18 protein-coding genes are annotated in these 18,361 nt (G+C 71.8%); 10 read left to right on the top strand and 8 right to left on the bottom strand.

The features are described from left to right. Positions 1-134: 134 nt before the first annotated feature. Together ABT026_RS10570 and ABT026_RS10565 are read left to right on the top strand one after the other, a co-directional pair. The gene (locus ABT026_RS10570) at positions 135-1,295 is read left to right on the top strand and encodes a metallophosphoesterase (RefSeq protein ID WP_351113889.1); all 1,161 of its coding nucleotides are present in this window, start codon (positions 135-137) and stop codon (positions 1,293-1,295) included. Positions 1,296-1,565: 270 nt separating this feature from the next. Beyond that, positions 1,566-2,378 (top strand): hypothetical protein, encoded by an 813-nt coding sequence (locus tag ABT026_RS10565; protein WP_351113780.1) that lies wholly within the window; start codon positions 1,566-1,568, stop codon positions 2,376-2,378. A 101-nt stretch (positions 2,379-2,479) separates the two neighbouring features. Here the strand turns inward: ABT026_RS10565 and ABT026_RS10560 are convergent, their stop codons facing one another. Then, entirely contained in the window at positions 2,480-3,478 is a 999-nt protein-coding gene (locus ABT026_RS10560) for a WD40 repeat domain-containing protein (RefSeq protein WP_351113779.1), read from the bottom strand. 147 nt (positions 3,479-3,625) lie between these two features. Continuing rightward, entirely contained in the window at positions 3,626-5,383 is a 1,758-nt protein-coding gene (thiC, locus tag ABT026_RS10555) for a phosphomethylpyrimidine synthase ThiC (RefSeq protein WP_351113778.1), read from the bottom strand. A gap of 293 nt (positions 5,384-5,676) precedes the next feature. On the opposite strand from thiC, the gene ABT026_RS10550 reads away from it, so the two are divergent. Next, positions 5,677-7,317 (top strand): YibE/F family protein, encoded by a 1,641-nt coding sequence (locus ABT026_RS10550; RefSeq protein ID WP_502967949.1) that lies wholly within the window; start codon positions 5,677-5,679, stop codon positions 7,315-7,317. Positions 7,318-7,454: 137 nt separating this feature from the next. Here ABT026_RS10550 and ABT026_RS10545 read toward each other — a convergent pair whose 3' ends face one another. The 4 genes from ABT026_RS10545 to ABT026_RS10530 form a co-directional block, all read right to left on the bottom strand. After that, positions 7,455-7,892: an SsgA family sporulation/cell division regulator gene (locus ABT026_RS10545; RefSeq protein WP_108956397.1), complete on the bottom strand. Its 438-nt coding sequence runs from the start codon at positions 7,890-7,892 to the stop codon at positions 7,455-7,457. A 101-nt stretch (positions 7,893-7,993) separates the two neighbouring features. Beyond that, positions 7,994-8,848: an IclR family transcriptional regulator gene (locus ABT026_RS10540; RefSeq protein ID WP_502967945.1), complete on the bottom strand. Its 855-nt coding sequence runs from the start codon at positions 8,846-8,848 to the stop codon at positions 7,994-7,996. Positions 8,849-9,080: 232 nt separating this feature from the next. Then, positions 9,081-9,299: a DUF5326 family protein gene (locus ABT026_RS10535; protein WP_351113777.1), complete on the bottom strand. Its 219-nt coding sequence runs from the start codon at positions 9,297-9,299 to the stop codon at positions 9,081-9,083. Between the two features lie 163 nt (positions 9,300-9,462). Next, entirely contained in the window at positions 9,463-9,780 is a 318-nt protein-coding gene (locus ABT026_RS10530) for a cupin domain-containing protein (protein ID WP_351113776.1), read from the bottom strand. Positions 9,781-9,840: 60 nt separating this feature from the next. Between ABT026_RS10530 and ABT026_RS10525 the strand changes: the two genes are divergently transcribed. The 5 genes from ABT026_RS10525 (at position 9,841) to ABT026_RS10505 (ending at position 13,963) form a co-directional block, all read left to right on the top strand. Beyond that, positions 9,841-10,218 (top strand): phage holin family protein, encoded by a 378-nt coding sequence (locus ABT026_RS10525; RefSeq protein WP_351113775.1) that lies wholly within the window; start codon positions 9,841-9,843, stop codon positions 10,216-10,218. 229 nt (positions 10,219-10,447) lie between these two features. Next, positions 10,448-11,653 (top strand): cystathionine gamma-lyase, encoded by a 1,206-nt coding sequence (locus ABT026_RS10520; protein ID WP_351113774.1) that lies wholly within the window; start codon positions 10,448-10,450, stop codon positions 11,651-11,653. 330 nt (positions 11,654-11,983) lie between these two features. Further along, on the top strand, positions 11,984-12,895 hold the full coding sequence (locus ABT026_RS10515; RefSeq protein ID WP_351113773.1) for a LysR family transcriptional regulator: 912 nt from the start codon (positions 11,984-11,986) through the stop codon (positions 12,893-12,895). A gap of 69 nt (positions 12,896-12,964) precedes the next feature. After that, on the top strand, positions 12,965-13,447 hold the full coding sequence (locus ABT026_RS10510; protein WP_351113772.1) for an NUDIX domain-containing protein: 483 nt from the start codon (positions 12,965-12,967) through the stop codon (positions 13,445-13,447). A 63-nt stretch (positions 13,448-13,510) separates the two neighbouring features. After that, positions 13,511-13,963 carry a GNAT family N-acetyltransferase gene (locus tag ABT026_RS10505; RefSeq protein ID WP_351113771.1) on the top strand — a complete coding sequence of 151 codons (453 nt, stop codon included), beginning with the start codon at positions 13,511-13,513 and terminating at the stop codon, positions 13,961-13,963. Between the two features lie 49 nt (positions 13,964-14,012). On the opposite strand, the gene ABT026_RS10500 is transcribed toward ABT026_RS10505, so the two are convergent. Next, entirely contained in the window at positions 14,013-15,416 is a 1,404-nt protein-coding gene (locus ABT026_RS10500; protein WP_351113770.1) for a serine hydrolase domain-containing protein, read from the bottom strand. Between the two features lie 144 nt (positions 15,417-15,560). On the opposite strand from ABT026_RS10500, the gene ABT026_RS10495 reads away from it, so the two are divergent. Then, positions 15,561-16,787: a GNAT family N-acetyltransferase gene (locus ABT026_RS10495; protein WP_351113768.1), complete on the top strand. Its 1,227-nt coding sequence runs from the start codon at positions 15,561-15,563 to the stop codon at positions 16,785-16,787. A 142-nt stretch (positions 16,788-16,929) separates the two neighbouring features. Then, positions 16,930-17,493, top strand: coding sequence for a dihydrofolate reductase family protein (locus tag ABT026_RS10490; protein WP_351113767.1), 564 nt, complete (start codon positions 16,930-16,932; stop codon positions 17,491-17,493). A gap of 193 nt (positions 17,494-17,686) precedes the next feature. Here the strand turns inward: ABT026_RS10490 and ABT026_RS10485 are convergent, their stop codons facing one another. Next, positions 17,687-18,268 carry a winged helix-turn-helix domain-containing protein gene (locus ABT026_RS10485; protein ID WP_351113766.1) on the bottom strand — a complete coding sequence of 194 codons (582 nt, stop codon included), beginning with the start codon at positions 18,266-18,268 and terminating at the stop codon, positions 17,687-17,689. Between the last annotated feature and the right edge of the window lie 93 nt (positions 18,269-18,361).

Genomic DNA, 18,361 nt, shown 5'->3' with positions numbered 1-18,361 from the left:
GCCCGTCATCCCCTCGTGCCGCAGGATTCACCACCCCTGGGTCGTCCCACGGCACGATCCGCGTTCCTATGATGGGCGCACGGCACCGCGGGCCGCTGCCACCAGGCAGTCCGATGCGGTGCAGACGCGGCGCGATGGTGGAGGGGTCGATGACTCAGGGGGCCGGTCGGGGACCCGAGGTGGAGCGTACGGCGACGCTGCGCGACTTCCGGGTGCCCGCATACGTCCACGAACCCGTTCCGCACACAGCGGCGGTGATCCCTCCCGCTCCCGTGCCGCCGGCCTCCGCCGCGCACAGCGAGCCCCCGGCGGAACCGCACCCCGGTTCGGTGCCGCCCGAGGACATCCCCGGTCACCGCGCCGACGAGTACACCCCGACCGAGCGGGACCTCCCGGTGATCCGCCGCAGCGACACGCTGCAGCTCATCCCGTCCCCCGCCGCCGGTCCCGCGGAGGCGACGACCGCGGGGCAGCCCGCCCCCGGCCCGCTCTACGTCGTCGGCGACGTCCACGGCTACCTCGACGAGCTCCTGGACGCGCTGCACGAGCAGGGCATCGTCGACGCGAACGGCGAATGGTCGGCCGGCAACACCCGGCTGTGGTTCCTCGGCGACTTCACCGACCGGGGCCCCGACGGGATCGGCGTGATCGACCTCGTGATGCGGCTGTCGGCCGAGGCCGCGGCCGCGGGCGGCTACTGCAAGGCGCTGCTCGGCAACCACGAGCTCCTCCTGCTCGGCGCCAAGCGGTACGCCGACACGCCCGTCAACTCCAGCGCGGGCACCGCCACCTTCCAGGCCGCCTGGCTGCTCAACGGCGGTCAGAAGGCGGACATGGAGCGTCTGCGCGACCACCACCTGCAGTGGATGTCGCGGCTCGCCGCCATGGAGGAGGTCGACGGGCACCTGCTGGTGCACTCCGACACCACCGCGTACCTGGAGTTCGGCGCCTCCATCGAGGAGGTCAACGACACCGTCCGGGAGACGCTGACCCGCAACGACCCGGACGAGGTGTGGGACCTCTTCCGCAAGTTCACCAAGCGGTTCGCCTTCCGGGACGGCGGTGTGGACGCCGCCCGCGAGCTCCTCGACGCCTACGGCGGCACCCGGATCGTCCACGGCCACAGCCCGATCCCGTACCTCACCGGCGAGGCGGGCTCGGAGGACGGCGCGTCGGGCTCGGGACGCTCCCCGATCGACGGGCCGCACATCTACGCCGACGGCCTGGCCGTCGCCATGGACGGCGGCGTCACCATGGCCGGCACCCTCCTGGTGCGGCGCCTGCCCGTCGCCTGACCCGGGCGCACCCGTCGCCGCATCCGGCGCCTTCCCCTGCGCCTGATCACGCGCAGTGATCAACTCCCAAGCACATCACGGGAGTTCATACGTCGCATTTCCTGCCGGATCCGGCGCGGATCCGGCAGGAAACCGGGAAACTCCCGGAATTCCCCTTGTCATCACCCGCCGCCACGGCACTACCATCGGACTATCCGTAGCAGGCTCCCCTCCGTCCCAGCCAGACGGCTCGTCGGCATGCCGAGCCACAGCCCTACGGAGCATCGGGGGATGCACATGACCAGCCACCCGCAGCACCTGCGGAACGAGGACCGCCCCGATTTCGAGCGAGCCCTGGACGAGGTTCTGCGCTCGACCCCGCGCGAGAGTGACCCGGCGGTTCTCACCGGGCGGCCGAACACCGAGCAGCTGCGCACGCACGCCCTGGCCTGCGCCGACGAGATCGCCCAGGCGGCGGCCGTCGAGTACGGCCACTACCTCGACCTCCGTGACGGCCTGCGGCGTCTGGCCGACCCGGCCGGGGAGCCGGAATCCGACACCGCGGAGAACGCCGTTGCGCGGGAGGCCGACGCCTCCGGTCCCGGCGCGGGCGCGGTGGCCGTCGTCCTGGCTCCCCTGCTGGCGGGAGCGTCGGCGGTCGTGCTGCTGCTGATCGGCTACGTGCTGAAGATGGTCACGCCGGAACCGGCCATGGCGCGGACCCTGTTGACCGCCGGCTGGGTGTTCGGGGCGCTGGCCGCGGGCGGCCTGCTGACCGCCGCGGCCGGACTGCTGATTACCGCCCTGCGCAACGGCGCCCGGGCCTACCACGTGGAGCCCCGGCATCGGCAGGACGCGGACCTGGAGCGGGCCCGCCTGGAGTGGCTGGAGGCTCTGCGCGAGCTCGGCCTCCAGCCCTTCCTGGAGAAGGCGTCGGCCTCCGCCTCCCGGGTCGCCCCGGCCGGCGGACCGCTGCCCGCGCCGGGTGACCAGGACGGCCACCCCGGTGCCCGTCGGGAGCCGGGCCGGATGACCAGCCCGCGCTTCAGCAGCCCGGGCTACAGCAGCCCCGACTTCTCCAGCCGGGACCGCCGCAACCCCTGAGGTGACGCGGCCACGCCGGCCGGGCGCGCACAGGCGCCCGGCCGGCGTGACACGCCGCCGCACCGGGGGCGATCTCCTCCGGGGACGGACACGCCAGCCGGCTAAGGAAGCGCAAGGATCGCAATTGCGTCCGGCTGGGCCACCGCCAGACGGCTGCCGTCCGGATGAAGTGCGGCGACGGGAGTCGGTACGTGGTTCACCCCGTAGCTGCCGACGCGCGGTGAGACGCCGACCTCCGGCCACTCCGCCAGCACGGCTCCAGTGGCCACGTCGATCAGCCGCGGGTACTCGCACAGCACGATGACGCGATCACCGTGCCCGACGAGTGTGCCCATCGGAAGCTCAAGCCGGTGCCTGTGCAGCCATCTCCGCTCCGACAACGACCATATGCCCAACTCCCTGGGCCCCATCGTTGCCGGGTCGCCCTCGTCGTCATCGTCGGCCGCGTCCTCACCCGTCGCCACCGCCAGGCGATCGCCGTCGAGCCAGCAGGCGGCGTCGATTTCGGCGTTCAACCCGCCCCACGGCAGGAGGCCCTCGTCGTCGAGCACGGCCGGCTCGGCCAGTGCCCGTTCAAGGTCGTACACCTGGGCAATGCCGAAAGGACTCCACAGCCAGCCGGCCGAGAGGAGGTGTTTGCCGTCGGGGCTCATGGCGAGCCTGGAATGGAAGATGTCGGTCGGCGTCCGCTCGCCATGAGTGAGCCGCTCACCCGTTGCCGCGTCCTCGACTTCGATGACCTCATAGGCTTCGGGACAGTGCGCCAGCACCTCCCGACCGTCGGAGAGCGCGCCCAGCGCCACCGGGTAGTCGAAGTCCTCGGCGTGGTAGTAGCTCCTGTTGAGCTCACGGACGATCCGCTCTCCGTCGAGGAGCAGCGCCTTCGTCCCCCGCTCGGTGTATGCGACGGTGTACCGGCCGGACGGCGAGACGACGGCCCGGTCGAAGGGGTACGCGTACACGCATCCTGAGGGGTGCTCGACGCCGTCGGACGTCCAGCGCCGTACCCCGTCCGCTCTGTCGACGAGGTCGTCCCCCTCCCACACCAACGACCGCACCTCGCCGGTCGACTTCCACCGCACCACATCCGTGTTGCCCATCGTTCCCCCTCCGTCGGCGGACGTACGCCGTACGTCATCGACGCATCATGGCGGAGCACCCACGGTCGCGTCGCCGCATGACGGATCGAGCCGGGCCCGCGACTCCCCCGTGGGTCGCGGGCCCGGCTCGCGGTTCCGGACGCCGAGTCAGTCCACCAGCGGCAGGTAGACCCGGTTGCCGCGTGCCGCGAACTCCTTGGACTTCTGCAGCATCCCCTCGGCGATCTCCTCCGGCGAACCCGCCGCCGCGTCACCGCCGAACCGCTCGTTGATGTCCCGGCTGATCCGCATCGAGCAGAACTTCGGCCCGCACATGGAGCAGAAGTGCGCCGTCTTCGCCGGCTCCGCGGGGAGCGTCTCGTCGTGGAACTCCCGTGCCGTGACCGGGTCCAGGGAGAGGTCGAACTGGTCCTCCCACCGGAACTCGAACCGGGCGTCGGAGAGCGCGTCGTCCCATTCCTGGGCGCCCGGGTGTCCCTTGGCCAGGTCCGCGGCGTGGGCGGCGATCTTGTAGGTGATCACTCCCGTCTTGACGTCGTCGCGGTCGGGAAGGCCCAGGTGCTCCTTGGGCGTCACGTAGCAGAGCATCGCCGTGCCCCACCAGGCGATCATCGCCGCGCCGATCCCGGAGGTGATGTGGTCGTAGCCCGGAGCGATGTCCGTGGTCAGCGGGCCCAGGGTGTAGAACGGCGCCTCGTCGCAGATCTCCTGCTGGAGGTCGATGTTCTCCTTGATCTTGTGCATCGGGACGTGTCCCGGGCCCTCGATCATCGTCTGCACACCGCACCGCCTGGCGATGCGGCCGAGTTCCCCGAGGGTGCGCAACTCGGCGAACTGCGCCTCGTCGTTGGCGTCGGCGATCGATCCCGGACGCAGGCCGTCGCCCAACGAGTAGGTGACGTCGTACGCGGCGAGGATCTCGCTCAGCTCCTCGAAATGCTCGTAGAGGAAGCTCTCCCGGTGGTGGGCCAGGCACCAGGCGGCCATGATGGACCCGCCGCGCGAGACGATGCCCGTCTTGCGACCGGCCGTCAGCGGCACGTAGGCCAGCCGGACCCCGGCGTGCACCGTCATGTAGTCCACGCCCTGCTCGGCCTGTTCGATCACCGTGTCCCGGTAGATCTCCCAGGTCAGCTCCTCGGCCCGGCCTTCCACCTTCTCCAGCGCCTGGTAGAGCGGCACGGTGCCGATCGGGACGGGCGAGTTGCGCAGCACCCACTCCCGCGTGGTGTGGATGTTGCGGCCCGTGGAGAGGTCCATGACCGTGTCGGCGCCCCAGCGGGTCGCCCAGGTCATCTTCTCCACCTCCTCCTCGATGGAGGAGGTCACCGCGGAGTTGCCGATGTTGGCGTTGACCTTCACCAGGAACCGCTTGCCGATGATCATCGGCTCGATCTCCGGGTGGTTCACGTTGGCGGGCAGCACCGCCCGGCCCGCCGCGATCTCCTCGCGCACCACTTCGGGGGCGACGTTCTCCCGGAGGGCGACGAACTCCATCTCCGGCGTGATCTCGCCGCGCTGCGCGTAGGCGAGCTGGGTGACCGGACGGCCGTCCCGGCCGCGACGCGGAAGCCGCGGCGCACCGGGGAACACCGCGTCCAGGTTCCGCAGCCCGCCGCGCGGCAAGGTGTGGCGGATTCCGTCGTCCTCGGGCCGGACCGGACGGCCGGGATACTCCTCGGTGTCCCCCCGGGCGACGATCCAGTTCTGCCGCAGTGACGGCAGGCCCCGGCGGACGTCGGTGGCCGCCTCGGGGTCGGTGTACGGGCCGGAGGTGTCGTACAGCGACACCGAACGGCCATTGGTGAGGTGGACCTGCCGCATCGGCACGCGAATGTCGGAGCGCGAGCCCTCGACATAGCTCTTGTGCCAACGAGCAGGCGTGCGTGCGTCCTTGTCGGTCATGAGACCTACTCCCTACGCCGGCATTACCCGGTAACAGGTTCGGCGGTCGACGCAGCGGTCTCCGTGACGATGTTTCCCGTGAAACATCGTCCGCCCGCCCCGTTCCGGGGGCGGTGCGGAGGTCAGCGTCCTCTCAGCCCGGTGCTCCGAGCTCCCGCGTGTGCAAAGGTGACCCCACGCTAGCGTCTCGCCGGGCGCGGTGAACAGTAGGCCTCTGTCACTCTTGGGATGATCTGTCCGTGAGCACCATGCAACCGCCTCCCGAACCGCCGCGTTCCCCCAACGGCCCTCGCCTGCCGCACGGTCACGCGCACGGCGCCGGATCCGGTCATGGCCCCGGTCCCGCCTACGGTCCGCCACCCGGCTACGGCCCTCCGCCCGGCCGCGGATCCGCTCCCGGTACGGGGCCGGGACGGGGACCCGGGCCGGGTAGCGGGTACGGCGCCGGATCGGACCGCGGGTACGCCGAAGGGCCAGGTGGCGGGTACGGCGCCGCGGCGGGACAGGGCTCCGGCGACGGGCACGGCTCGGGGGACGACGCCGCCGCACACGGCCACAGCCACAGCCACAGCCACAGCCACGGACCAGGCTCCGCCGGAGGATCCGGGTCCGGCCACGGGCACGGGCACGGCTCCGGCGGGGGACCCGGTTCCGGCGGGGGACAGGGTTCCGGTGGCGGCCACGGCTCCGGCGGGGGACACGGGCACAGTCACGCGCACGGGCCGGCCGCACCGGCCTCCCGCCGGCTGCGGAGGATCATCACCGCCGTCCTGGTGCCGTTCGCCGCCGCCGTCGCCGTCGGTCTGCTGGTCCTGTGGCCCGGCGGGGCGCCCGGCCACGAGCGCTCCGGCGTGGGTTTCGACCGGCACACCGAGCAGGCCACCGTCACCCGCGTGGAGAAGACCTCCTGCGGACAGCAGAGCAAGAAGGACCAGGAGTGCTCCCTGGCCACGGTGCGGATCGACACCGGGAAGGACAAGGGCCGCACCTTCACCGAACTGGTCCAGAAGGACCAGTCCCGGCAGTTGGCCGAGGGCGACTCGGTGATCGCCGCCTACGAGCCGTCCGCGCCGAAGGAACTGCAGTACTCGGTCATGGACATGAACCGGAAGTTCCCGCTCGCCCTGCTGGCGGGCATCTTCGCGGTGGCCGTGGTGGTCGTGGGCCGGCTGCGGGGCCTGATGGCGCTGATCGCGCTGGCGGTGAGCTTCCTGGTCCTCACCCTGTTCATCCTGCCCGCCATCCTCCAGGGTTCGAACCCGTTGGTGGTCGCGGTGGTCGGATCCAGCGCCATCATGCTGATCGCGCTCTACCTGTGCCACGGCCTGTCGGCCAGGACCTCGGTGGCGGTCCTGGGCACCCTGGTGTCGCTGCTGCTGATCGGCGTCCTGGGCTCGGTGTTCATCGACTGGGCCGTCCTGACCGGCAACACCGACGACAACACCGGCCTGATCCACGGCCTGTATCCGCAGATCGACATGAGCGGCCTGCTGCTGGCCGGGATCATCATCGGCTCGCTGGGCGTCCTGGACGACGTGACCGTCACCCAGACCTCGGCGGTCTGGGAGCTCCACGAGGCCAACCCCTCGCTGGGCCCGCGCGGCCTCTACCGCGCCGGTCTGCGCATCGGCCGGGACCACATCGCCTCGGTGGTCAACACCCTGGTGCTCGCCTACGCGGGCGCCGCGCTGCCGCTGCTGCTGCTCTTCTCGATCGCCCAGAGCAGCGTGGGCTCCGTCGCCAACAGCGAGCTGGTCGCCCAGGAGATCGTGCGCACCTTGGTCGGTTCCATCGGCCTGGTTGCCTCGGTGCCGGTGACCACCGCGCTGGCCGCCCTGGTGGTCGCCGCCGACCGCCCCGGCCCCGACGGCCGAGGCGCCCCGCAGACGGCCGGGCGGAGCCGCGCCAACCGCGGGCGTCGCCGCCGCCGCTGACCTCACCGGGCGTGACACCCGCGTCGGAGGTGCGGCGCGGGCTCCCGGCCCCCGGGAGGCGGGTCAGGGCCGCCCGGGCAGCGACCGCCGGGCCGAAGCGTTCCTTCAGGGGAGCGGAGCCGACCACGGCGGGCAGGTCAGCCGGCGCTCTGTTCCTCGGCCAGGATGCGGTCCAGCGCCTCGTCGAGGTGGGCGTCGAAGTCGGCCAGCGCGCCCTCCTGACCGAGCGGCACCAGCTTGTCCGTCCGGTCCAGGAACGCCACCAGCGGAGCGGCGCCGGAGCGGAACAGCGCCTGGTCGCGGCCCACCTGGAGACGGATCAGCACCTCGCCCAGCATGTCGGGGTCGGCCGGCGACACTCTCACGTCACCGTCCCCGCAGGGCCGCCCCACCCCGTCGATCAGCAGCTCCCGACCGAAGGCCCAGGTCACCGGCGCGTCACCAGGAAGGTGAAAGGTCAGTCGCACGGCGAACGGATCAGAGGTCTCGTAGCGCAGCTCGACCGGAATGCGGAACGAGAGCTCGTCCGAGACGAGAAAGTTCATCATGACCTCTGCCTGCACCGACTCGCGCATCGCCTACCCCGTCTTTTGTCCTCGGGTTGTCCGGGACTCATCCTGCTGACCCTGCGCGCCATCTTGCTGAACGTACACGGCGAATCACAAGGAGTGATTTTTCAGATACTGAAAGACAGGGCCAGGACACCGGGTTGGCGCCCGATCTCGGCCTGCAGCCGGCGGGCCGCCGGGAGCAGGCCGTCGGCCTGCTGGGCGGGGAGGGAGACGGCCACCGTGGCGACGAGCGTGCCGATCCGGATGGGGATCGCCGCGCACACCGTGCCCAGGACGTACTCCTGACGCTCGATCACTGGCTCCCCATGGCGGCAGGCCGCCAAACGCCGCAGCAGGACGCGCTCGTCCTCGACGGTGTACGGGGTCAGCCGCTGCACCGGGTAGCGGGCCAGGTGGTCCCGGCGGGCGTCCTCGTCCAGCTGGGAGAGCAGGCACTGCCCGATGGCGTGCGCGTGCCCGGTGGCCCGGAAGTCGGCCCACTCGTCGACCGCCGGGCTCTCCTCGGAGTCCGCGACGCCGACGACCTCGATCTCCCCGTCGCGGTAGCGCGCGCAGTACAGCGGGGCTCCCACGGCGTCGTGCCAGTGGGCCAACGCCTCGGTGACCGCGCCGCGACGTCTCTGCCGGGCCAGTCTGCGGCTCAGCCGCTCGGCGGCGTCCCCGAGGTGGAAGAGGCCGCTGTCTCGCCGCAGATAGCCCTCGTGCACGAGGGTGCGCAGCAGGTGGTACGTGGTCGGCAGCGCGAGCCCCGCCTGCCGGGCCAGTTGTTTCGCCGGTGCGCCCTGCTCGTGTGCGGCCACGGTCTCCAGCAGGCGCATCGCCCGCTGGACCGATCCGATCAGCGTCGCCGGCTGGCCCTGGCGCGGTCTTCCGGCGCCCTCGGCCGCTCCGCCTCTGCCCGGGCCCCCCTTCGCGGAGCCGGCGGGCAGGTGGCCCGCCTGGGTGGGCTGGACTGGCACCGATGGGGCGCGTCGCGAGGCGGACGCGGTGTCGGCCGTGGCCAAGGGTCACTCCCGGAGCGCGAGGGGCTGCCCGTGCCGGGGAAACACGGGGGATGTGCAGGCCGCCCGCGGGGGCTCTGGCTCCCCCACGTCGAGTTCCGGACTCTAACGGTCCGTCACCTGCCGCATACACCCCGCGGGCGAAGCTTCCCTCTCACGAGGGATCCGCCCCTTGCGCGCCGGGCGCGCTCTACCACTTCCCGTCGGAGGACGAGGAGGAGGAGCCGGTGAACTTCCGCACCAGGAAGATCAGACCTCCCACCAGCGCCACGAACAGCAGCACCTTGAACAGCAGGTGCACCAGGAAGCCGAGCAGGCTCAGCAGAAAGCCGCCGAAGACCACCAGCGCGATCACCGGGATCGCCACCCACTTCACCCACCACGGCACGTCCGCGAGGATCTCACGCATCGCCCAGCCCCTTTTCCCTCTGCGAGTCGGGCGCCGCGTCTCGGGCGCCACATCATCGATGCTAGGCGCGCGAAGGGGCCGGCAGGGGCTCCGGGCACCCCCGTTCCCCCCTGACCGCACCCCTAGGGGACGCGGCCCCGCGACCCTCGGCCGGAGCCCTCCGTCACCCCTCCGGCGGGGAGAAGACGACCATCACCCTGAGGTCCTCACTGATGTGGTGGAACTTGTGCGGGACCCCGGCCGGCACGTAGACCACGCTGCCGCGCGCCACCTCGGTGGTCTCGGTCCCCACGGTGAGCCAGCCGCGTCCGCTCACCACGAAGTACACCTCGTCCTGGTGGTGCGGCTGCTGCGGATCCTGCGTGCCGGCGTCCAGCGCGTAGAGCCCGACCGACATGTGCCGTTCGCGCAGGAACTGCAGATACGCGCCGTCGTTGGCGGCCCGTTCGGCCTCGAGTTCGTCCAGCCGGAATGCTTTCATCGCCCCGCTCGCCCCTTGAGTCCAGGACCACTATCGATCTCTTCTGCCACGATCAGATACATGATGAATTTCCTAGTCAAGACGCTCGCCAACGCGGGAGCCCTGGCGGTGGCCGTGTGGCTGATCGACGACATCAGCCTCGAGGGCGGAAGCACCGGCAAGAAGGCCTGGACGCTGATCCTGGTGGCCCTGATCTTCGGCCTGGTCAACCTGCTGGTGAAGCCGGTCGTCAAGCTGCTGACGCTCCCGCTCTTCATCCTCACCCTCGGTCTGATCACGCTGGTGGTCAACGCCCTGATGCTGCTGCTCACCTCCTGGATCGCCGGGAAGCTCGACCTGAGCTTCCACGTCGAGGGGTTCTGGACCGCGGTCCTGGGCGGTCTGGTCATCTCGGTGGTCTCCTGGGCCCTCAACCTGATCCTCCCCGAGGACGACTGACCGCGCTCCGGACGACCCAGGCCGCCACAGCGCGGCCTGGGCCTTCCCGCGTCGCCTGGGCGTCCCGGCCCGCCGCAGATCGCGTCCTGTCCGCCTGGTGAGACGACGCCACGTCCCTGACCTGCCTGTTCAGCCACCCGTCCGTCCGGCCGGCCGACCGCCCTGAGACAGTGGGGGTGGCGAGCCTGCCGGCCGCCACCGGACGTGAGCACCAGGAAGGACGGGCCGTATGAACGACTCCGCCGCGCACACCCCAGGACAGGGCGCCGAGGCCGACGGCACGGGCACGACGCACCCCACGACCGGTGACGGCACCCGGGCGGTCCGCGCCGGCCTGCCGGAACCGGTGAAGTACGAGCCGACCCTCCCCGGCCCGGTGTTCGCCGCCCACTTCCACCTGCCGGGCGAACCCACCGGTCCGTACACCTACGGCCGGGACGAGAACCCCACCTGGACCCTGCTGGAGAACGCCATCGGCGAGCTCGAGGCTCCCGGCCGGGAGGACGTGGAGACGCTGGTCTTCCCCTCCGGCATGGGTGCGATCTCCGCGGTGCTCTTCTCCCAGCTGCGCTCCGGCGACACGGTGGTCCTGCCCAGCGACGGCTACCAGGTGTTCCCCCTGGTCCGGGCCCAGCTCGAGGCCTTCGGCGTCGAGGTCCGCACCGCCCCGACCGGTGGCGACGCGCAGCTCGAGGTGCTCGACGGCGCCCGGCTGCTGTGGATCGAGACGCCCTCCAACCCCGGCCTGGACGTCTGCGACGTGCGCCGGCTCGCCGAGGAGGCGCACTCCCGGGGCATCCTGGTCGCCGTCGACAACACGCTGGCCACCCCGCTCGGCCAGCGGCCGCTGGAACTGGGCGCCGACTTCTCGGTGGCCAGCGGGACCAAGCAACTGACCGGCCACGGCGACGTGCTGCTCGGCTATGTGACCGGTGCCCGCGGCAAGGCAATGGACGCGGTACGACGCTGGCGGAAGATCGCCGGAGTGATCGCGGGGCCGATGGAGGCCTGGCTGGCCCACCGCTCGATCTCCACCCTGCAGATGCGGGTGGACCGGCAGGCCGCCACCGCCCTCACCCTGGCCCGGGCCCTCAAGGACCGGCCCGAGGTGGGCGACCTGCGCTATCCCGGCCTCCCGGACGACCCGTCCCACGCCGTGGCCTCGCGGCAGATGCGCCGCTTCGGCAGCGTGGTCTCCTTCACCCTGCCCGGCCGCGAGCACGCCGAGCGGTTCCTGGAGTCGCTGCGTCTCGTCGACGAGGCGACCAGCTTCGGCGGGGTGCGCTCCAGCGCCGAGCGGCGGGGCCGCTGGGGCGGGGACGCGGTGCCGGAGGGCTTCATCCGCCTCTCGGTGGGCGCCGAGGACCCGGACGACCTGCTGGCGGACGTGCTGCGGGCCCTCGACAAGGCGGCGGGCACGACCGCCGGACACTGACCGGGAACTGTGCCCGTCCCTCGGCGACACGCAGCCGCGACGACGCGGCCGGGGCAGTGCGGTCGGGGGCGGTGCGGTCCGGGGCGGTGCGGTTGGGCACCGCCCCCGGAGCGCGAAGGGCCCGGCCCGAGCCTCCCCCCTCGTGGCTCGGACCTGGCCTCCTGCCCACCGTGCGACCACCCGGTCGCACCGCGCGACCAAGGCTAGTTGACTCTGTGTCAGTGTCCAATCACGGGAGCGACAGGGTCGTATCGACATATTTATAGTGGGACGCGGCCGACGGGCCGCCGACGGCGGCCGGTACCGCCCGGGGAAGCCGAGGGGGCGTCCATGGATCTGGCCTTGCTCCGCACCTTCGTGGCGGTGCACCGAGCCGGGTCCTTCACCCGCGCCGCCGCTCTGCTCGGCCTCTCCCAGCCCGCTGTCACCTCCCAGATCCGCACGCTGGAGCGCCAGCTCGGCCGCCCGCTCTTCCTGAGAAGGGCACGCGGGGTCGTGCCCACCAGCATCGGCGACGAGCTGGCCCACCGGGCCGCTCCGCACCTGGACGCGCTGGTGGAGATAGCCGAGGCCGGAGGCGACGACGGCGCACCGCGCACCCTCCACCTGTCGGGACCTCCGGAGTTCCTGGCCGAGCGCGTCCTGCCCGCCCTGGTGGGCCTCACCGACGACAACGGCCTGGCACCGCCGCTGCGCGCCTCCTTCGGCAACGACGAGGAGGTCCTGGAAGGGCTGGCTGCCGGACACTACGACCTCTCCGTCACCACGGCCCGCCCACGCGGTTCGCTGCTGCACTCCATCCCGCTGTGCGACGAGGAGCACGTCCTGGTGGCGGCCCCGGGACTGGTGGCCGGGGCGGGCTCCGGCCGCCGGCACCGGCCTGCGGAGCTCCTGGCCCGGCTGGACCTGCTCCCCGTGGTCGAGGTGCACGAGTCGCTGCCGTTCGTCTCGCGTTACTGGGCCGCGGTCTTCGACGCCGTCCCCGCCGCGGCCTCGGGAGCCGTGGTGGTACCGGACCTGCGGGCGGTCCTCGCCTGCGCCGAGCGGGGCGCCGGCCTCGCCGTCCTGCCGCGTTACCTGTGCGCCACCGCCCTGGAGCGGGGCTCGCTGGTCGTCCCGTACGAACCCGATGTCTCTCCGTTGCGGACGTACTTCCTGGTGACGCGCAGCGGCACACTCGGCCTTCCGCACATCGGCCGGGCACGGGAGCTCCTGCAGCAGGCCGCCGCCGCGTGGTCCTGAGAGCGCGGCTCACCGGCGAATGGCCCCGGGCGATGTTTCACGTGGAACATCGCGGGCCAGATTTCCCCCATGACCGTCCGCCCCGTGGTCAAGCGCACCGCCCGAGCCGTCCTCCTGGACGGTGACGACCTCATCCTGATCAAGCGCACCAAGCCCGGTGTCGACCCCTATTGGGTCACCCCGGGCGGCGGCGTGGAGCCCGAGGACGCCACGGTCGTCGAGGCGCTGCACCGCGAGGTGCACGAAGAACTCGGCGCCAAGATCTCCGGCGTCATTCCCTGCTTCGTGGACACCGTGGAGCACATCGGCCCCGACGAGGCGTCCACCGGCGTCAAGATCCAGCACTTCTTCGTCTGCCGGCTGGAGTCGATGGATCCCTCCCTCCGTCACGGTCCCGAGGTGGAGGAACCTGCCGGGGAGTACGAGATCGTGCGCGTGCCCTTCACCCGCGTCGGGATCGCCTCCGTCCATCTCGTACCGCTCTCCCTGCGGCACTACCTGGACGGCAACATCGAGGGCGTCCGCGCGTTGCACGCCGCCGATCTGGTGTGAACCGCACACCGCCGATCTGGTGGGGCAGGGCTCCGCACCGCGGACAGGCCCTAGGGTGCGGGCATGAGTGATCTTTCGATACGCCCTGCCCAGGTGGGCGACGTACCCGCCCTCGTCGCCCTGTACGCGGACGACCCCCTGGGTGCGCTCCGCGAGACCCCTGACGACCTGGACCCCTACCTGGTGGCCTTCGAGCGGCTGGCGGCGGACCCCCACCAGCACCTGATGGTGGCCGAGCGTTCCGGCACGGTCGTCGGGACCCTCCAGCTGACCGTGATCCCCGGCCTCTCGCGCCGCGGCACCACCCGGTCGGTCATCGAGGGCGTGCGGATCCACTCCGACGAGCGCGGCAGCGGGCTGGGCACGCAGCTCGTCCGGTGGGCGATCGAGGAGTCCGGGCGGCAGGGGTGCGGGCTGGTGCAGCTGACCTCCGACGCCACCCGGACCGACGCCCGCAGGTTCTACGAGCGTCTCGGCTTCACCGCCTCCCACCTCGGCTTCAAGCTCCAGCTGTGAACGCCGGGCCGGGTGGCCTTCCCGGGCCGGTCATGGCCCGGGAAGACGGTCAGCCCTCCTGCTTCAGCCCGCGCCAGCCGCCCTCGTCCACGCCACCCGGGACGGGGGCGGCGGGGTCGTAGGGGATGCGGGTGAAGACGAACGACCCGAGGTCCAGGTGGCTCACGGTCCCGTCGGAACGCCGGACCGCCCGCAGGGTCTCCCCCGCGTAGTAGCCCTCCAGGCCGGTCCAAGCACCGTCCCCGGCCGCCCGGAAGCGCGACCTGCGGGGGCCGTTGGCCGCCAGCGGATCGAGTGAGACGCCGCCGTCCGGGGTCAGGCGCAGGACGAAGGCCTGGGTCCCCCAGTACCAGGGACCGGTCAGCGCCAGCGTCTCCGGATCGACGTCCGGCAGGGGGCGCCACGGCTCGGGGATGCGGGGCTCCGCCTCCGCGACGATGCGCACCAGGTCGGCGCCCAGCGTCGAGATGGGGACCCCGGAGGTGCTGTTGACCAGCACCACCGCGGCCACGTCGTCCGCGACGGACAGGGACAGGTTGGCCAGGTAGCCGGGGACCGAGCCGGAGTGGCCGACCACCTGACGTTCGCCCCAGTACTGGATCTGCATGCCCAGCCCGTAGCCGTACCCGGACGCCAGGTCGCCCGGCTCCGGCGGCGCGGCGGGGGTCCGCATCTCGGCCAGCGAGGCCGCGCTCAGCACCCGGTCGTCACCGTGGGCCAGGAAGACGGCGAAGCGTGCCAGGTCGGTGGTGGTCGACCAGAGCTGCCCCGCGGGCGCCATCCGGCCCAGGTCCTCGACCTGTTCGGGGAGCAGGACGTCGGCCCACGGATGGACGGCCCAGCCGCCGGCGGACGGGGCCACCGGGTCCGGGCCGGTGCGGTGCAGACCGAGCGGTTCCAGCACCTCTCGGCGCAGCACCTGGTCCCACGGTTCCTGCCGCAGCTCCTCCACCAGCGCGCCCAGCAGCGTGTAGCCGGGGTTGGAGTAGTGGAACCTGCGCCCGCCCGGATGGAGTCCGGGGTTGTCGCCGAGCACGTCGGCCAGTTCGGGGCGCAGCGAGCCCGGTGTCCGCTCCCACCACGGCGCGGGCGACTCGGCGGCCAGGCCCGCGGTGTGGGCCAGCAACTGGGCGATGGTGGCCTCGCCCGCCGACGTTCCGGGAAGGTGCTTCTCCAGGGGGTCCTGGAGCGAGAGCCGCCCCTCGTCGCGCAGCCGCATCACCAGGACGGCGACGAAGGTCTTGGTGATCGACCCGATCCGGTACTGGACGTCGCCGTCGGGTGCGTGCCCGTCCACCGAGGTCCGCGCCCCGGTCCACACGATCTCGCCGCCCCGGGCGACCGCCGCGGTGAGCGACGGCGTGCGTCCCTCGGACTGGGCGACCGCGATGCGGTGCAGCAGGGCGCGCCGGGTGGCGGGCAGCAGGGCGTTCTCATCCTGAGGTGTCGTCATGACCTCAGTGCATCAGACCTGGTCGGGCCGGGGCGACCGTGTTCCGGCCCGGCGGTAAATGGTTTGACCTGGACCTGTCGTCACGTTGCACTGTGGCGGGCCCACACCGCCGTGGCGCCGGACACCGGGGAGGCACAGCCAGCGATGGAAATCCGTTCCACGACCGAGCAGGACTTCGACGTCTTCGTCGACACGGCCCACACCGCGTTCGCCATGGAACGCGAGACTCCGGCGGAGGGTGAGGGAGCGTGGTGGTCGGCGTTCGAGATGGACCGCTCGTTGCTCGCCGTCACGGAGGACGGGCGGCCCGTCGGCACGGTCGGCGCGTACTCCTTCGACCTCACGCTGCCGGGCGGCGCCGTGGTCCCGGCGCCCGGGGTGACCGCGGTCGGCGTCCTGCCCACGCACCGACGGCAGGGCCTGCTCAGCGCCATGATGCGGCGCCAGCTCGCCGACCTGCGTGAACAGGGCGAGATCCTGTCGGTGCTGCTGTCCTCGGAGGCGGTGATCTACCGGCGCTTCGGCTACGGCCCGGCGACCTACACGCAGAGGATGACGGTCGACCGCCACCGGGCGGCACTCGCACGGCCGCGCGCGGGGGAGGCCGCCGACGGGTCCGCGGCCCGCACCGGTTCGGTCGAGGTGCTGCGGCGGGCCGAGTGCGGCGGCCTCCTGGAGGAGGTCTACGACCGGTACCGCCGCACGCAGCCCGGCGCGCTGTCGCGCCCGCACCGTTGGTGGAGCCTGGGTGCGGGCCAGCCGCCGATCGCACGGGCCCCGCGGTACATCGCCGTCCACCGTGACGCCGACGGCGTGGCCGACGGGTACGCCAGCTACTCCGTCGACAAGGAGAGGACCTTGACGGTGGACGAGACGATCACCGTCGACGACGCCGCCTTCACCGCCCTGGCCCGGTTCCTGCTCGAGCACGACCTGGTCGGGAAGGTGGTTTTCAAGCACCTTCCGCCCGGTCATCCGCTGCGCTGGCAGCTCACCGACTACCGGGCCGGCGAGCTGGGCGACAGCACGGACTGGCTGTGGGTGCGGCTGCTCGACATCCCGCGCGCCCTGACCGCCCGGGGCTGGTCGGAGGAAGGCGAACTCGTCCTCGAGGTCGACGACCCCTGGCTCGGTGAGCACGGCCGGTACCGGCTGACCGTCCAGGACGGGAAGGCCGACTGCGCCCCGACCGACCAGGAGCCCGACCTCTCGCTGGACGTCAGCGACCTGGGCTCGGTCTACCTCGGCGGGACCCTGCCGAGCACGTTGGTGCGGGCCGGGCACATCAGGGCCCACCGTCCGGGCGCCCCCGAGCTCGCCGACGCGCTCTTCCGCGCCGAACGCACGCCGCACTGCCTGCACTGGTTCTGACCGACGTGACCGGCGGCCCGGCGCCGACGCGCCACGGCCGAGCCGGAGCGCGTGGACCGTACGCGGGCACGGGGCGCACCGATGAGTTTCCCGTGCCGCGTCGGTCCGTACGCGTGGTCCCGATCCACGAAAGGCTGGCGCCATGCGGAAACTGATCTACGGCATGAACGTGTCCCTGGACGGCTACATCGCCGCGCCCGGCGACGACATCGGCTGGAGCGTGCCGAGCGACGAGCTCTTCCAGTTCTGGTCCGACCAGCTGCAGGCGACCGAGCTGTCGCTGTACGGGCGCAAGCTGTGGCACATGATGGCCCCCTACTGGCCGACCGCCGACCAGCGGCCCGACTCCACGCCGGCGGAGATCGAGTTCGGGCGCCGCTGGCGGGACATGGCGAAGGTGGTGTTCTCCTCGACGATCCACGAGGTCGACTGGAACACCCGCCTGGTCACCGGAGACGCGGTCGCCGAGATCGCCCGGCTCAAGGCCGAGGACGGCGGCCCGATGGACATCGGCGGCGCGGCGCTCGCCGCGGCGGCCATGCGGGCCGGGCTGATCGACGAGTACGTGCTGGCCACCGCGCCGGTCCTGGTGGGCGGCGGCACGCCGTTCTTCACCGCGCTGGACAACTGGGTGAACCTGAACCTGGTGGAGACGCGCACACTGCCCTGCGGTGTGGTCCTGACCAGGTACGGGACGCGGCGCTGAACACCGGGTGCGTGACTCGGCCGCCCGCGAGCGTGCCGTGAAAGCCGGACCTCGCGGTTGTAGGTTCTCAGCCGCTGTGTCATGCGGCGACGCCGTGGCCTGGACGTTTTCAGGCTGTCTCACGTCGTGTCATCTGCCTGCTGTCTCAGCGCCGTGTCATTTCCTCAAGTGAGTGCGAACGGCCGACGTCTTCTCAGTCCTGGTCCGCGCCGTCTGCTGCGTGGGGAAGCAAGGGGAAGAGTCGGGTGATGAGGGCCACCGGTCGAGCACCGTCGGGCCGGGCCAGAGGGCGTTGTTCGCGGTCCTGGTAGGGCGCCAGGGCCCGTCGGATCACGTCCGCGACCCGGCTCATCTCTTCGGGTGTCAGGTAGGCGACGGCACTGAAGGCTTCGTCGTGACGCCATTCGGCCGGCGCCTCGTCTCGCTGGGTCAGCCACCGCTGCCAGCTCTCGTCCTCCAGCCCGCGGGCCAGGTCGCCGAACTGCTCTTCCGCCATGGGACCCTCCGCAGCGGGGGTGTGCTGCCTCAGACGCCAGGGACGTGCGCGGCCCCCGCGGTGGGGGGCTTCTTCGATGTATCCGTGGCGTGCGAGCTGCCGTAGGTGGAACGAGCAGAGGCCAGAGCTGTAGCCCAGCCGGGAGGCGGCTTCGGTCGCCGTGACAGTGCCGACCTCGGCGAGCAGGTCCAGCAGGGCTGTGCGGACTTCGTGCTCACGCAATTCTTCGCCGGTGTCGGCTGTCTGGTCGTCCGGGGTGTTGACGTCATCTTCAGTCACTTTGCAAAGTCTGCTACTTTGCAAAGAGCTTGGCAAGCAGTAGTCCTGCTGAAGGCAATCAGCTGCGGTGACCTCCGCGGCATCTGTGGCGTG

Origin of the sequence: Streptomyces sp. NPDC002734, assembly GCF_040295685.1 — a bacterium.
In the GTDB taxonomy this organism is placed as follows: Bacteria; Actinomycetota; Actinomycetes; order Streptomycetales; family Streptomycetaceae; genus Streptomyces.
This window is presented reverse-complemented; position numbering and strand designations above follow the sequence as displayed.

Excerpts from the sequence above, each read along its gene's own strand:
- ABT026_RS10545 (WP_108956397.1), bottom strand. The coding sequence starts at position 7,892 with ATGCGCGAGTCGGTGCAGGCAGAGGTCATGATGAACTTTCTCGTCTCG.
- ABT026_RS10515 (WP_351113773.1), top strand. The coding sequence starts at position 11,984 with ATGGATCTGGCCTTGCTCCGCACCTTCGTGGCGGTGCACCGAGCCGGG.
- ABT026_RS10510 (WP_351113772.1), top strand. The coding sequence starts at position 12,965 with ATGACCGTCCGCCCCGTGGTCAAGCGCACCGCCCGAGCCGTCCTCCTG.
- ABT026_RS10525 (WP_351113775.1), top strand. The coding sequence starts at position 9,841 with ATGATGAATTTCCTAGTCAAGACGCTCGCCAACGCGGGAGCCCTGGCG.
- ABT026_RS10565 (WP_351113780.1), top strand. The coding sequence starts at position 1,566 with ATGCACATGACCAGCCACCCGCAGCACCTGCGGAACGAGGACCGCCCC.
- ABT026_RS10500 (WP_351113770.1), bottom strand. The coding sequence starts at position 15,416 with ATGACGACACCTCAGGATGAGAACGCCCTGCTGCCCGCCACCCGGCGC.
- ABT026_RS10490 (WP_351113767.1), top strand. The coding sequence starts at position 16,930 with ATGCGGAAACTGATCTACGGCATGAACGTGTCCCTGGACGGCTACATC.
- ABT026_RS10505 (WP_351113771.1), top strand. The coding sequence starts at position 13,511 with ATGAGTGATCTTTCGATACGCCCTGCCCAGGTGGGCGACGTACCCGCC.
- ABT026_RS10495 (WP_351113768.1), top strand. The coding sequence starts at position 15,561 with ATGGAAATCCGTTCCACGACCGAGCAGGACTTCGACGTCTTCGTCGAC.
- thiC (WP_351113778.1), bottom strand. The coding sequence starts at position 5,383 with ATGACCGACAAGGACGCACGCACGCCTGCTCGTTGGCACAAGAGCTAT.
- ABT026_RS10570 (WP_351113889.1), top strand. The coding sequence starts at position 135 with ATGGTGGAGGGGTCGATGACTCAGGGGGCCGGTCGGGGACCCGAGGTG.
- ABT026_RS10520 (WP_351113774.1), top strand. The coding sequence starts at position 10,448 with ATGAACGACTCCGCCGCGCACACCCCAGGACAGGGCGCCGAGGCCGAC.
- ABT026_RS10535 (WP_351113777.1), bottom strand. The coding sequence starts at position 9,299 with ATGCGTGAGATCCTCGCGGACGTGCCGTGGTGGGTGAAGTGGGTGGCG.
- ABT026_RS10560 (WP_351113779.1), bottom strand. The coding sequence starts at position 3,478 with ATGGGCAACACGGATGTGGTGCGGTGGAAGTCGACCGGCGAGGTGCGG.
- ABT026_RS10530 (WP_351113776.1), bottom strand. The coding sequence starts at position 9,780 with ATGAAAGCATTCCGGCTGGACGAACTCGAGGCCGAACGGGCCGCCAAC.